Consider the following 12,108-nt stretch of genomic DNA (forward strand, 5'->3'; position numbering starts at 1 on the left):
TGCAGCAGTTCGCAGCTGAGGCGGTGAAGCCCTAGTTGTTGAACAGGAAGTGCATGACATCGCCGTCCTTGACGACGTAGGCCTTGCCCTCGGCGCGCATCTTGCCGGCTTCCTTGGCGCCCGTTTCGCCCTTCAGCGTCACGAAGTCGTCGAAGGCGATGGTTTCGGCGCGGATGTAGCCCTTTTCGAAGTCGGTGTGGATCACGCCGGCGGCTTGCGGGCCGGTGGCGCCGACAGGGATGGTCCAGGCGCGGGCTTCCTTGGGGCCGACTGTGAAGTAGGTCTGCAGGCCCAGCAGTTTGTAGGCCTCGCGGATCAGGCGGTTCAGGCCGGGCTCTTCCAGACCCAGGGTCTCGAGGAACTCCTTTTGCTCCTCGTCGTCCAGGACGGCGATTTCCGACTCGATCTGGGCCGAGATGACCACCGAGTTGGCGTTGTCCTCGGCGGCGCGCTTGGCCACCAGGTCGGACAGGTCGTTGCCCTTGTCGGCCGAGGCCTCGTCCACGTTCGAAACGTAGAGGGCGGGCAGGGAGGTCAGAAGCTGCAGCATGTGCCACGCCTTCTCGTCTTCCTTGTCCACCTGCGCCACGCGGGCCGGCTTGCCGGCGCGCAGGGGCGTCAGGGCCAGATTGATCAGCTTCAGCGTCTGCTGGGCGTCCTTGTCGCCGCCCTTGGCCTTCTTCTCGACGTTGACGACCCGCTTCTCGAGGCTTTCGAGGTCGGCCAGCATCAGTTCGGTCTCGATGATCTCGAGGTCCGAAATGGGGTCGATGCGGTTCTCGACGTGGGTGATGTCGTCATCGACGAAGCAGCGGGCGACGAAGGCCACGGCGTCGCAGTCGCGGATATTGGCCAGGAACTGGTTGCCCAGGCCCTCGCCCTTGGACGCGCCGCGCACCAGGCCGGCGATGTCCACGAAGGTGATCCGCGAGGGGATGATCTCCTTGGACCCGGCGATGCTGGCCAGCACCTCCAGGCGCGGCTCCGGGACCGCCACGTCGCCGGTGTTCGGCTCGATGGTGCAGAACGGATAGTTGGCGGCCTGAGCCGCCGCCGTCTTGGTCAGGGCGTTGAACAGGGTGGACTTGCCGACATTGGGCAGGCCGACGATCGCGACTTTAAGAGCCATGGTGTTCCTCGTGAGCGCGAGCCTTTAGCGGGTTCGGGGTGGTTTGTCAGGTGCGGGCGCATATCGAGCTTTCCTCCCCATTTCATGGGGAGGTGGCGCGGCGGCGAAGCCGACGTGACGGAGGGGGCGACTCGACGGCTGACGTCAGCGCCGCCCCCTCCACCACTTCGTGGTCCCCCTCCCCACGCGTGGGGAGGAAAGTCGCTTGGCGTCTTACTCCTCGGAATCGACCACCGGCGGCTGCTTCACCGCTGCATGGACGCCGATGGGGGGCGCCTTCTCAAAGGTCAGGGTGAAGGAGGCGATGCCGCCGTCGACCAGCGGATCGCGCAGGCCCATCAGCATGATGTGGGTTCCGCCCGGTTTCAGCTCGACCTTCTGACCGGCGGGCAGGGGCAGGCCGTCGGGCAGGTGGCCCATGCTCATGACGCCGTTTTCGGTCTTCATCTCGTGGACCTGGGCCGACTGGGCCATAGCCGTCGAGACGCTGACCAGCCGGTCGTCGGAGCCCGCTGTCAGGGTGGCGTAGCAGCCGCCGACCTTGGCCCCGTTCGGCGTCGGCCGGCACCAGGCGTCGGCGACCGTGACGGTTCCGGGCGCGGCGACGGAGGTCTCAGCTGGCTTTTCCGCAGGCTGGCCGCAGGCGGTCAGGGCGAGCAGGGGAAGGGCGGCGAGAAGATGTTTCATGCTTGGTCTCAGTGCTGATGGGCGCCGGACGTCGCCGGCAGGAGAGTGAGGACAGGGGCGGGATGGGCGGCGTCGGCGCCGTCCCAGGCGACCGACTGGTCGCCGCAGGTCTGGGTCACGGCAAACGCCAGATCGCCCGGCGTCGACGGCAGGGCCATCAGCAGGGCGAAGTCATCGAACTGGTCCGGCGGCAGGACGCCGGTCCAGGTCACGGTGCGGATGCGCTCCGTCAGCGGCTTGCCGTGATCGGATAGCGGCGGATCGACGGGTTCGCGCCCGAAGCTGATGCTCCAGCTCGGCTTGGGCTGGGGACGCGCCGTGGGCACGGCGTCGGGCAGGCGCACGGTGACGGCCGTGGTCGCCGCCTCGCCGCAGCCGTGGCCGATGCGGAAGCTCGCGGCGTGATAGGCGCCGGCTGCGGCCTGACGCTCGGTCAGGACCACGTGGGCCGAGGCCGTCATTGGCGGCAGGACTGCGACCAGTGTCGCCGTCAGGGCGGAAAGGCGTTTGATCGGGTTCATCGCTTTCTCCTCAATAGGCCAGTCGCAGGCCGACGAAAACGGACCGGCCTTCGCCGGGGAAGAAGACGCTGGTGGAGGCCGTGCGGGCGTCGGTTACGGCCGAGAACTCGCCGACGTAACGCTCGTCGGTCAGGTTTCGGGCGTCGATGAAGACCGACAGGCCTTCCCGGACGTCAAAGCCCGCCGCCAGACCCAGCAGGGCGTAATCGGGCGCCTGCATGGTGTTGGCGTAGTCGACGAAGGGCTGGCTGATCCGCCACTCGACCGAGGGGGTGACGAAAAGGCCTGACAGATGCCGCCAGGTCAGCTCGGCCCGGTACTGATGCTGAGGCACGACCGGCAGGCGGTTGTCGCCCCAGCGCGCGTCGCCGTCGAAGCGGAAGTCGCTCCAGGTATAGGTCTGGCGCAGCAGCAGCGAGCCGTCCGCGATCTCGAACGGCAAACGCCAGTCCAGACCGGCCTCGACCCCCTGATGGATGGTCCGGTCGGCGTTGAAGGTGGCGGCGGGAATGTCCGGCCCGACGATGAAGTTGAGGATCTCGCCGTCGATCTGGCTGCGATAGGCGGTGACATCCCAGGCGAAGGGGCCGCGTCTGCCGCGCGTGCCGATCTCGGCGGTCCAGGCGTCCTGAACCTCGACCGGGGTGAAACCGGTCTGCGCCTGCACCAGGGCGCCATAGGCCGGGGGCTCGACCGAGCGCGTGACATTGGCGAAGACCTGCGATCCGTCCGCCGCCTCCCACAACAGACCCAGACGGGGCGAGAACCAGTCGTAGTCGACGCTGTCGTCGTTGGTCGGGTTCAGCCGGTCGGCATAGTCGCGCGTGGCCCGGCCCCAGGAACCGCCCGCGACCAGCGCCAGCCGGTCGGTGACGAACAGCCGCCCCTCGGCGAAGACGTCCAGCCCCGTGGCCTGTTGCAGGCCGTTGGCGGTCAGCGCCCCGCGCTTGCCGCCGACATTGACGTAGCGCAGGGCGTCCAGATCGCCGTCCCGCCAGCTGAAGCCGTAGAAGGCGTCGGCGCGCAGGCCCGCGACCTGCCCCGTCCAGTCGATGCGGCCAAAGGCGCCCCTGGTCCGGCTCTCCTGATCCACGACCTGAAAGATCGGGTGATAGAGCGACTTCTCCCAGCCCCAGATGGCGCCTTCGAACAGGGTGGCGTCGGTCAGCCGCCAGCGGGTCTGCAGCGTCAGCCGCTTCAGCGTCTGGTCGCGGGCGTTGTCGTTGAGGATGTTGTTGGCCGGAGCCATGCGCGGGGTTTCCAGCGCCTGCTTCAGCGTCAGGGAACCGGGAACCGACTGCTGGATGTCGGCGGCCTGGGCGATCAGGCGCACCTCGCGGTCCTGACCGAAGGCGCGACCAACGTTGAGGGTCAGACGGCCCTGCGACTGGTCGCTCTGCTGGCGATAGCCGTCGGTCTTCATGCCCGAGACGGCGGCGAAGACGTCCCAGTCGCCGTGCTCGCGCGCCAGCTCGGCGTGCACCCGATACGTGTCGTAGCTGCCGTTCTCGAGTTGCAGGACGTTGTCGTGCAAGGCCGTGCGGCCGGTCGGCGTGACCAGGTTGATCGCCCCGCCCAGCTGTGCCCCGCCAAAGCGCAGGGTGTTCGCCCCCTTCCACACCTCGATGTAGCGGGCGCTCAGGGCGTCCACGCCCTGAAAGTCGGAGAAGCCGTCGGCGTCGGCGAAGGGCACGCCGTCCTGGGCGAACAGGACGCCGCGTTGGTGGAAGCCCTGGGCCACGCCCGAGCCGCGAATGGAGAGGCGGCTTTCCTCGCCGTAACGCTTCTGGGCCAGGACGCCAGGGACGTTGCGCAGGGTGTCGGCGAAGCCCTGGGCGAAGCGGTCGGCGTAGCTCTCGGCCGAGACGACGGCGACGGCGCCGGGGGTGCGGCTGAGGCGGTCGCGCGCCTCGGCCACGACGGCGGGGTCTTCGGCGTTGCGACGGCCGGTGACGATGATGCTGTCGACGACGGTGACGGGACCGTCAGCTTCGGGCCGGTCAGCGGCGAAGGCCAGGCTCGGCGCCACGCAGGCGCCGATCAGCAGCGCGTACGGCGCCGCGGTGGTCTTGAAAGACATGGGAAAGCAGTCCTGAAAACAGAGGTGCGATCGCGGGCGTCGTCATTGGACGCGCGCGAGGGGCAGAGGTTTCTGGTTTTCAGGCGTGGGGAGGGGCGGTCGACGGCGGGCGCGGCGGGGCGCGGGCCGGAGGCGGGGGGCTGACGCGGAAGGGCGCATAGGCGACGGGCTCGACCGTGCGGACGACCGGGGCGGGCGTCGGGGCGGGCGGTGCGGGCAGGGCGGCCAGCAGGGGCATGACGCAGGCCGCGCATTTGGCTCCGACGTGTTTGCTGACGGGGCCGTCGACGCCGCCGACCTGGATCGTCTGGGGCCCTTCGGCCGAGCAGATGACGATGGGCTGGCCCGGAACCGAGGCCGCCAGCGCCGCGAACGGCAGCAGGGTTCCGATCACGATGGCGAACGTCGCGGCCAGGAAGGCCAGCGAGCGCGTCATCGACCAGTTTTCACTCTGGGACCGGGTCACGGCCGGGGCTTAACCCTTCCCCCCGCGTGAAGCTAGAGCGACGGAGCGCCGCGCGCGCCCGACGCGACGGCTGATGTTTGCGTCTGCCCCCCATGTCATGGGGAGGAAAGCAGGAGGCGCGCGATTCTCCCTCCCCTTTATGGGGAGGGTGGCTGAGGCCGTCAGGCCGAAGACGGGTGGGGGCGCTTATCAAGTCAGACGCGGCGTGTATCGCCACGCCCTCCCCATCCGATCGCTTCGCGACCACCCTCCCCATGAAGGGGAGGGAGAACTGCGCCTTGCGTTATTCCCCCCGCGCGGCCTGACGGGGGCTGAATTTGGGCGCGGGGGCCAGGCGCATGACCTCGCCCTGATAGCGTTCGTCGTCGCCAGCGGCGGCGAAGGGCAGGGCGTCGGCGCAGGCGGCCAGCAGGGCGTCCAGCCAGGGCTTCTCGGCCTTGTGGAAGTCGCCCAGGACGTGCGGCATGACCAGGTGGCTCTCGCCCGGATGTCCGATGCCCATGCGGCCGCGCCGGAAGTCGGCGCCCAGATGGCTGATCAGGCTGCGGATGCCGTTCTGGCCCGCCGCGCCGCCGCCGGTTTTCATGCGGAAGCGGCCGGGGGCTAGGTCGATCTCGTCATGGAAGACGATGATCTCGCTGGGCTTGATCTTGTAGAAGCGCGCCGCCTCGCCGACCGCGCGGCCGCTCTCGTTCATATAGGTCTGCGGTTTCATCAGCAGAACCTTGACCGGGCCGTTGGCGCTATCGACCTCGCCCTCGCTGACGATGGACTGGAACTTGGCCCGCTCGGGACCGAAGCGCCAGCGGCGCGCGATCTCGTCCACGGCCATGAAGCCGATGTTGTGGCGGTTCTTTTCGTATTTGGCGCCCGGATTACCGAGCCCGGCGATGATGATCATGCGGACCTCTTGCCCTGTGCTCCGGGCAAAGAAAAGCCCCGCGCCGGCGAACCGGGCGGGGCTGAACTTTTGGCGTCTTCCCTAAAGCAGCTTCGCGCCGCGCGCGAAGCGATAGGGAAAGAATGCCTCTTAGGCTTCGACCGTCGTGTCGCCGGCTTCCGACTGAGCAGCCGACGAGGCCTTGATCGTGGCGATCATGAAGTCGCGGTCGATGACAGTCGTCGCGCCCTTGGGCAGGACGATGTCCGACATGCGGATGTTTTCGCCGGTTTCGCGGCCCTTCAGGTCGACGACCAGCTCGTTCGGGATCTGATCGGCGGCGACCAGGATTTCGACCGAGTGGCGGATGATTTCCAGCATGCCGCCGGCGCGGGTGAACGGCGCTTCGTCGGCGTTCTTGAAGTGAACGGCGATCTCGATCTTGACCGGAGCGCTCGCGTCGACGCGCATCAGGTCGAAGTGCAGCGGGCGGTCCGACACGGGGTCGAACTGGACCGTCTTGGCGATGACCGGCTGGGTCTCTTCGCCGTACTTCAGGGTCACCAGGTGGCCCAGCAGCTTGCCGGTGTAGAGGGACTTGCGGAAGTCCTTCTCGTTCACCGAGATCGAGACGGGGGCCTTGTCGCCACCGTACAGGATGCCGGGCACGGCGCCCGAGCGACGAACAGCGCGTGCGCTGCCGGTGCCTGCGCCTTCACGGACGTCAACGTTCAGAATGATCTCGGCCATGGGGCTCGCCTCAACAACAACAGATACGCCGCGCCAACCGGGGCCCGCGCGGCGGGGTCATGAACCCTCGAATTCAAGAGGGCGGGCTATTACACGGAACAGGGGAGGGACGCAACCGCCCCGGTCCGATCCGCCCGCCTTGGCGTCAGTTATTGGCGCTGCTCGGCGCCGAATTCGACGCCGCGAGCGTCTGCGTCGGGCCCGTGTACTGGGCCGTGCAGGTCGCCAGGTCGCGCACGATGTGTCGGCCGGTGCAGAACATGTCCTCATAGCTGGGGCGCGACGCCGCCAGGCACTGGAACAGCATCAGCTTGGACATGTTCAGGCAGAACTCGTTGTTCGATTCGGTCGCCAGGGCGTCGGTGTTGGCCTTGGCGTCGTCGCCCGCCGCGCCCAGGGCGGCCAGGGCGGCGATGGCCAGGGAGTTGACCACGGCCGGGGTGAAGGGGGCTCCGCGCTGCGCCGGGGTCAGGCTCAGGCCCGAGCCGCTGTTGGCGGCGGCGAACAGGCGCGCGCTTTCCTCGGCCGAAGGGAGTTGGGCCACCGACAGGCTCTTGGCGCCTTCCAGTCGGACTTCGCGATGCGGGATGGGGGTGACGGCCCAGCGGCGGCGCGGGTCGCGGCGTTCCTGGATCGTATAGGCGTCGCCCTCGACGGCCTCGGCGATGGCGGTCAGGGCGGCGATGTCCTTGCCCATGGTCGAGGCGATCAGGCCGGCTGCGGCGTCGGCGCCGGGCAGGGTGGCGGCATAGGCGGGATCGGCGACGATTCGGGCGATCATCTGCTGACGCTGGGCCGGATCGGCCGCGAACTGGCGCACGCCGGCGACATACTCGGGCGACTGCAGCGCCAGGATCGAACCATAGGCGATCATGCCGCGCGACAACTGGCCCGGCTCATAGGCCGCGCCCTTGCGGATGGCGGCCTGAATCGATTCGGCGTCGGGGAATCCCGCCTTGATGCTGCCGACCTCGCGCACGAAGGCGACATAGACGGAGGCGGCCTGCGCCACGCCTTCATTGAGCGCGACGGGCGGCGTCGGCGTGACGACCGGGGGCGGAGGCGGAACCTCCGGCGCGGGCGTCGAGCAACTGGCCAGAACCACGGCGGCGGCGACAGCGGCGACGGACAGACCGCGGCTCAGAAAGGCCTGGGACATCGGCGAACTTCCCTACGTATTGGACGCGGGACACGGCGAGGCGCCCCAGGAACTGATGGCGCTTATATCGTGGAGCGAATGGTTATTCGAAGGTTAATCGAAGAGCTTGGATACGGACTCTTCGTTGGCGATCCGGCGAATGGCCTCGCCAATCAAGGGCGCGACGGAAACGGTGCGGATTTTCTGGCACTTCAAAACTTCGTCAGGCTGTTCGATGGAATCGGTGATCACCAGTTCCTTCAGCGGGCCGTCGGTCACGCGCTGGACGGCAGGACCCGACAGGACGCCGTGGCTGATATAGGCCGAGACCTCGGTCGCGCCGCGGTCGATCAGCGCCTTGGCGGCGTTCACCAGGGTGCCGCCCGAATCGACGATGTCGTCGAACAGGATGCAGCGGCGGCCTTCAACATCGCCGATGATGTTCATGACTTCGCTCTCGCCCGCCTTGGGGCGGCGCTTGTCGACAATGGCCAGGTCGGCGTCGAGCCGCTTGGCCAGCGAGCGGGCGCGCACCACGCCGCCGACGTCGGGCGAGACGATCATCAGGTCGTCGCCGCGCGGATAGTGTTCGCGAATGTCCTGGGCCAGCACGGGGGTGGCGACCAGATTGTCGGTCGGGATGTCGAAGAAGCCCTGAATCTGACCGGCGTGCAGGTCCATCGTCAGCACCCGGTCGGCGCCGGCGCGAGTGATCAGATTGGCCACCAGCTTGGCCGAAATCGGCGTGCGGCCGCCGGTCTTCCGGTCCTGACGCGCATAGCCGAAGTAGGGCATGACCGCCGTGATCCGGCGCGCCGACGCCCGCACCAGGGCGTCGGTCATGATCAGCAGCTCCATCAGGTTGTCGTTGGCCGGATAGGAGGTCGACTGGATGATGAAGACGTCCTCGCCGCGGACATTCTCTTCGATGACGGCGAAAACCTCGTTATCGGCGAATCGTTTCACCTGGGCCTTGGTCAGCGGCATGTCGAGGTGGGTGGCGATGGCCTGGGACAGCGTCCGGTTCGAATTGCCAGAGAGCAGCTTCATTACCGGTCATCCTTTTGCCGTCATCGCTGCGCCAATGAGCGCATACGTTTCTGGACGCGCTCTTTAGCAGCGGATCTGTCTGCAGCAACCCGTCATGATGGATTTCGCTGCATTGGCTTGGTCGCCTCGGCTGGTATAGAGATCGCCCCAACGAAAGCGGCGCACCGGGGGTGCGCTGTGACCAAGGCATCTTGAGAGGTCGCCCTTGCCCGCTTCGAAGTCCCGTTCCGGCCTGATCCTCATGACGGTCGCCGTCGCTGCCCTGACGGTTTCCGCCTGCGCCGGGACCAAGCCGCGCCAGAAGCTGGCCTATGAAGAGCGCCCGGTCGAGCTGCTCTACAACACCGGCTATCAGCGCCTGCAGTCCAAGCGCTGGACCGACGCGGTCGACTATTTCCAGGAGGTCGAGCGTCAGCACCCCTATTCGGAATGGTCGCGCCGGGCGATCCTGATGCAGGTCTACGCCTATTATCAGAACAACAATTATCAGGACGCCATCGCGGCGGCTGATCGCTTCATCGCCCTGTTCCCCGGCAATCCGTCGGCGGCCTACGCCTTCTACATGCGCGCCATCTGCAACTTCGAGCAGATCGTCGATGTGGGCCGCGATCAGGCCTATGCTGAGGCGGCCCTGGCCGGTCTGCGCGACGTGGTGCGCCGCTATCCCAACACGCCCTACGCCACCGACGCCCGCGTCAAGATCGACATGGTCAACGACCAGTTGGCCGGCAAGGAAATGACCGTCGGCCGCTTTTACCAGCGCGCCAATCAGCCGCTGGCCGCGCTGAACCGCTACAAGACCGTGATCAACAACGAAGCCTTCCAGCGCAGTTCGCATGCGCCGGAAGCCCTGTACCGTCTGGTCGAGGTGAACCTCGCCCTGGGTCTGACGGAAGAGGCGACGCGTAACGCCGCCGTCCTGGGCTTCAACTATCCGGGCAGCCCCTGGTACGCCGAGGCCTACGCCTTGCTGACCGAGCGCGGACACCGACCGGACGTTCAGCCCGAGGCCAGGCGCGAAAGCTGGCTGCAGCGCCTCATTCCCGGCGGGGCCTGAGCCTCCCGGGACTGATCGGCTGGGCTTGATGCGGAAAGACGCTGCGTTCCCCTTCTGTTTCTGGCTAGAGTGGGACGTAAAGTCGAATCAAGCTGGCCCATGCTGACCACTCTCTCGATCCGTGACGTCGTCCTCGTCGACGCCCTCGACCTCGAGGTCGGCGAGGGACTGACCGTGCTGACCGGCGAGACCGGGGCCGGCAAGTCCATCATTCTCGACGCCCTGGGCCTGGCCCTGGGCGCGCGCGGCGACGCGGGGCTGGTGCGCTCGGGCGCCAAGCAGGCCGTCGCCACCGCCGTCTTCACCGCGCCCGACGACGCCGCCGTGATCGACCTGTTGGCCGAGCGGGGCTTCGAAGTCGCGCCGGGCGAGGAACTGATCCTGCGCCGCGTCGTCTCGGCCGACGGCCGCAGCCGGGCCTACGTCAACGACCAACCGGCGGGCGTGACGGCGCTGCGCGAGATCGGCGCCCTGCTGGTGGAGGTGCACGGCCAGCACGAGACGGTCGGCCTGCTGGACTGGAAGACCCACCGCGCTTTGCTGGATAACTACGGCGGCCTGCAGCCCCAACTGTCGGGCGTTGCCGCCGCCGCTGAGCGCCTGAAGGCCGCGCAAGGCCGCCTGGACGAACTGGAAGCCTCCGCCGCCGAAGCCGCCGCCAAGGCCGAGGAGATCGCGCTCAATCTGTCCGATCTCGACGCCCTGGACCCCCAGCCCGACGAAGAAACCGAACTGGCCGGCGAACGCGCCATCCTGGGCGCCTCGGAAAAGGCCGTGGCTGATCTGGCCGACGCGCGAAACCTGTTGGGCGGGGACAAGCTGAGCCAGCGTCTGGCCTCGGCTCTGCGCGCCGTCGAGCACGCCCGCCAGCGGGCCGTTCAGGCGGGCGCCGAGGGCGACAACCTCATCATCATCAAACTGGGTCTGGCCGCAGAAGCCGTGGACCGCGCCCTGGTCGAGGCGACCGAGGCCGTCGCGGCCGTGGACGCCGCCGCCGACGCCTTCGACTTCGAGCCAGGCCGTCTGGACAAGGCCGAGGAGCGGCTGTTCAGCCTGCGCGCCGCGGCCCGCAAGCTGAACACCACGGTCGACGCCCTGCCGGCGCTGCGGGTGCGTCTGCGCGAACAACTGCGTCTGATCGAGGACGGGGCCGAGGCCCTGACCAACGCCCGCCGCGACGTGGCCGTGGCGATCGAGGCCTATGACGTGGCCGCCATGCTGCTGACTTCGGCGCGCGAGGCGGCGGGCGACCGCCTGACTGGTGCGGTCATGGGCGAGCTTGGCCCGCTGAAGCTGGACCGCGCCCGTTTCCGCGTGACCCTGGACCCCATCGAGGGCCGTCGCGGACCTCTGGGCGTCGAGACGATTCGCTTCGAGGTCGCCACCAACGCCGGCACGCCGTTCGGCCCGCTGGACACCGTGGCCTCGGGCGGCGAACTGGCCCGCTTCGCCCTGGCCATGAAGGCGGCCCTGGCCAGCCGCGAGGACCAACGCCAGCCGGTCATGATCTTCGACGAGGTCGATCAGGGCGTCGGCGGCGCCGTGGCCGAGGCCGTCGGCTCGCGCCTGCAACGCCTGTCCAACGGCGCCCAGGTCCTGGTCGTGACCCACAGCCCCCAGGTCGCCTCACGCGGCCATGCCCACTGGAAGGTCCGCAAGGCTGATGTGGAGGGCCACACCCGCACCTCCATCGACGTCCTCGAAACCCATCCCCGTCAGGAAGAAATCGCCCGCATGCTCTCCGGCGCCGAAATCACCGATGAAGCGCGGGCGGCGGCGCGGGTGCTGATCGGCTAGGGCCTTTCCCTTCTCCCCTTGCGGGAGAAGGTGGCCGAGCGGAGCGAGGTCGGATGAGGGGTCTCGCAACAGCGGACGAAAGCCGACGATCAAAGCGCGGCGCAACCCCTCATCCGTCAGCCTTCGGCCGCCACCTTCTCCCGCAAGGGGAGAAGGAAAACGCGCCCGCCTTCGTAATGGCGCTCTCCAATCCCGCACCCCGCAAGGGATTGAACGCCGCCAGCCCCCATCACCTCGCCCCACCCGCCAACTGCGCCATGCTTTCCCTGTCCCGTCGCAAGGGAGGGCTCGCTTGGCCGGCGAACCGAAGCGGCGGCGGGAGCGGAGAGAACGGGGGTCTTGTCGGACCGTTCGCCCTCCATCGCGCGCGCCGGGCAAGGGAGCACCCAGCGGAAGGCGGCGATGGATCAGGCGGGCGGTTCAGGAGTGAGAGACGAAGCAGGCGCGAACGCGCTTCTTCCTATCGTGGTCTCAAGTAGCCCGAAGGGCGATAGACCACACTCCATTCATGACGCCGCTGGGGCCTAGCGACGGGGCGTTCGACCCGTCCATC

11 protein-coding genes are annotated in these 12,108 nt (G+C 68.1%); 2 read left to right on the forward strand and 9 right to left on the reverse strand.

Annotated elements, in window-relative coordinates; genetic code table 11:
- Window positions 1-31: 31 nt before the first annotated feature.
- The 9 genes from ychF to AC1DJ5_RS12785 form a co-directional block, all read right to left on the reverse strand.
- A complete protein-coding gene (gene ychF / locus AC1DJ5_RS12745) occupies window positions 32-1,129 on the reverse strand; it encodes a redox-regulated ATPase YchF (RefSeq protein ID WP_477020848.1) in 1,098 nt (365 codons plus the stop codon).
- A gap of 213 nt (window positions 1,130-1,342) precedes the next feature.
- Window positions 1,343-1,816: a copper chaperone PCu(A)C gene (locus AC1DJ5_RS12750; protein WP_477020849.1), complete on the reverse strand. Its 474-nt coding sequence runs from the start codon at window positions 1,814-1,816 to the stop codon at window positions 1,343-1,345.
- Window positions 1,817-1,824: 8 nt separating this feature from the next.
- Window positions 1,825-2,337: a YcnI family copper-binding membrane protein gene (locus AC1DJ5_RS12755; RefSeq protein ID WP_441454935.1), complete on the reverse strand. Its 513-nt coding sequence runs from the start codon at window positions 2,335-2,337 to the stop codon at window positions 1,825-1,827.
- A 10-nt stretch (window positions 2,338-2,347) separates the two neighbouring features.
- A complete protein-coding gene (locus tag AC1DJ5_RS12760) occupies window positions 2,348-4,417 on the reverse strand; it encodes a TonB-dependent receptor family protein (protein WP_477020850.1) in 2,070 nt (689 codons plus the stop codon).
- Window positions 4,418-4,496: 79 nt separating this feature from the next.
- On the reverse strand, window positions 4,497-4,853 hold the full coding sequence (locus AC1DJ5_RS12765) for a hypothetical protein (RefSeq protein WP_441454933.1): 357 nt from the start codon (window positions 4,851-4,853) through the stop codon (window positions 4,497-4,499).
- A gap of 313 nt (window positions 4,854-5,166) precedes the next feature.
- The gene (gene pth, locus AC1DJ5_RS12770) at window positions 5,167-5,784 is read right to left on the reverse strand and encodes an aminoacyl-tRNA hydrolase (protein WP_477020851.1); all 618 of its coding nucleotides are present in this window, start codon (window positions 5,782-5,784) and stop codon (window positions 5,167-5,169) included.
- Between the two features lie 129 nt (window positions 5,785-5,913).
- Entirely contained in the window at window positions 5,914-6,513 is a 600-nt protein-coding gene (locus tag AC1DJ5_RS12775) for a 50S ribosomal protein L25/general stress protein Ctc (RefSeq protein WP_477020852.1), read from the reverse strand.
- 145 nt (window positions 6,514-6,658) lie between these two features.
- Complete coding sequence (locus AC1DJ5_RS12780; protein ID WP_477020853.1) at window positions 6,659-7,672, reverse strand: hypothetical protein; 1,014 nt, start codon at window positions 7,670-7,672, stop codon at window positions 6,659-6,661.
- Window positions 7,673-7,765: 93 nt separating this feature from the next.
- Entirely contained in the window at window positions 7,766-8,701 is a 936-nt protein-coding gene (locus tag AC1DJ5_RS12785; protein WP_441454929.1) for a ribose-phosphate pyrophosphokinase, read from the reverse strand.
- 241 nt (window positions 8,702-8,942) lie between these two features.
- On the opposite strand from AC1DJ5_RS12785, the gene AC1DJ5_RS12790 reads away from it, so the two are divergent.
- Together AC1DJ5_RS12790 and recN are read left to right on the forward strand one after the other, a co-directional pair.
- Complete coding sequence (locus AC1DJ5_RS12790; RefSeq protein ID WP_477020857.1) at window positions 8,943-9,758, forward strand: outer membrane protein assembly factor BamD; 816 nt, start codon at window positions 8,943-8,945, stop codon at window positions 9,756-9,758.
- Between the two features lie 99 nt (window positions 9,759-9,857).
- On the forward strand, window positions 9,858-11,555 hold the full coding sequence (recN, locus tag AC1DJ5_RS12795; protein WP_441454928.1) for a DNA repair protein RecN: 1,698 nt from the start codon (window positions 9,858-9,860) through the stop codon (window positions 11,553-11,555).
- The last annotated feature ends 553 nt before the right edge of the window (window positions 11,556-12,108 follow it).

Source organism: Brevundimonas sp. 01N35, from assembly GCF_056399785.1.

Coding starts and splice junctions, on each gene's coding strand:
- ychF (WP_477020848.1), bottom strand. CDS start 1,129: ATGGCTCTTAAAGTCGCGATCGTCGGCCTGCCCAATGTCGGCAAGTCC.
- AC1DJ5_RS12750 (WP_477020849.1), bottom strand. CDS start 1,816: ATGAAACATCTTCTCGCCGCCCTTCCCCTGCTCGCCCTGACCGCCTGC.
- AC1DJ5_RS12755 (WP_441454935.1), bottom strand. CDS start 2,337: ATGAACCCGATCAAACGCCTTTCCGCCCTGACGGCGACACTGGTCGCA.
- AC1DJ5_RS12760 (WP_477020850.1), bottom strand. CDS start 4,417: ATGTCTTTCAAGACCACCGCGGCGCCGTACGCGCTGCTGATCGGCGCC.
- AC1DJ5_RS12765 (WP_441454933.1), bottom strand. CDS start 4,853: ATGACGCGCTCGCTGGCCTTCCTGGCCGCGACGTTCGCCATCGTGATC.
- pth (WP_477020851.1), bottom strand. CDS start 5,784: ATGATCATCATCGCCGGGCTCGGTAATCCGGGCGCCAAATACGAAAAG.
- AC1DJ5_RS12775 (WP_477020852.1), bottom strand. CDS start 6,513: ATGGCCGAGATCATTCTGAACGTTGACGTCCGTGAAGGCGCAGGCACC.
- AC1DJ5_RS12780 (WP_477020853.1), bottom strand. CDS start 7,672: ATGTCCCAGGCCTTTCTGAGCCGCGGTCTGTCCGTCGCCGCTGTCGCC.
- AC1DJ5_RS12785 (WP_441454929.1), bottom strand. CDS start 8,701: ATGAAGCTGCTCTCTGGCAATTCGAACCGGACGCTGTCCCAGGCCATC.
- AC1DJ5_RS12790 (WP_477020857.1), top strand. CDS start 8,943: ATGACGGTCGCCGTCGCTGCCCTGACGGTTTCCGCCTGCGCCGGGACC.
- recN (WP_441454928.1), top strand. CDS start 9,858: ATGCTGACCACTCTCTCGATCCGTGACGTCGTCCTCGTCGACGCCCTC.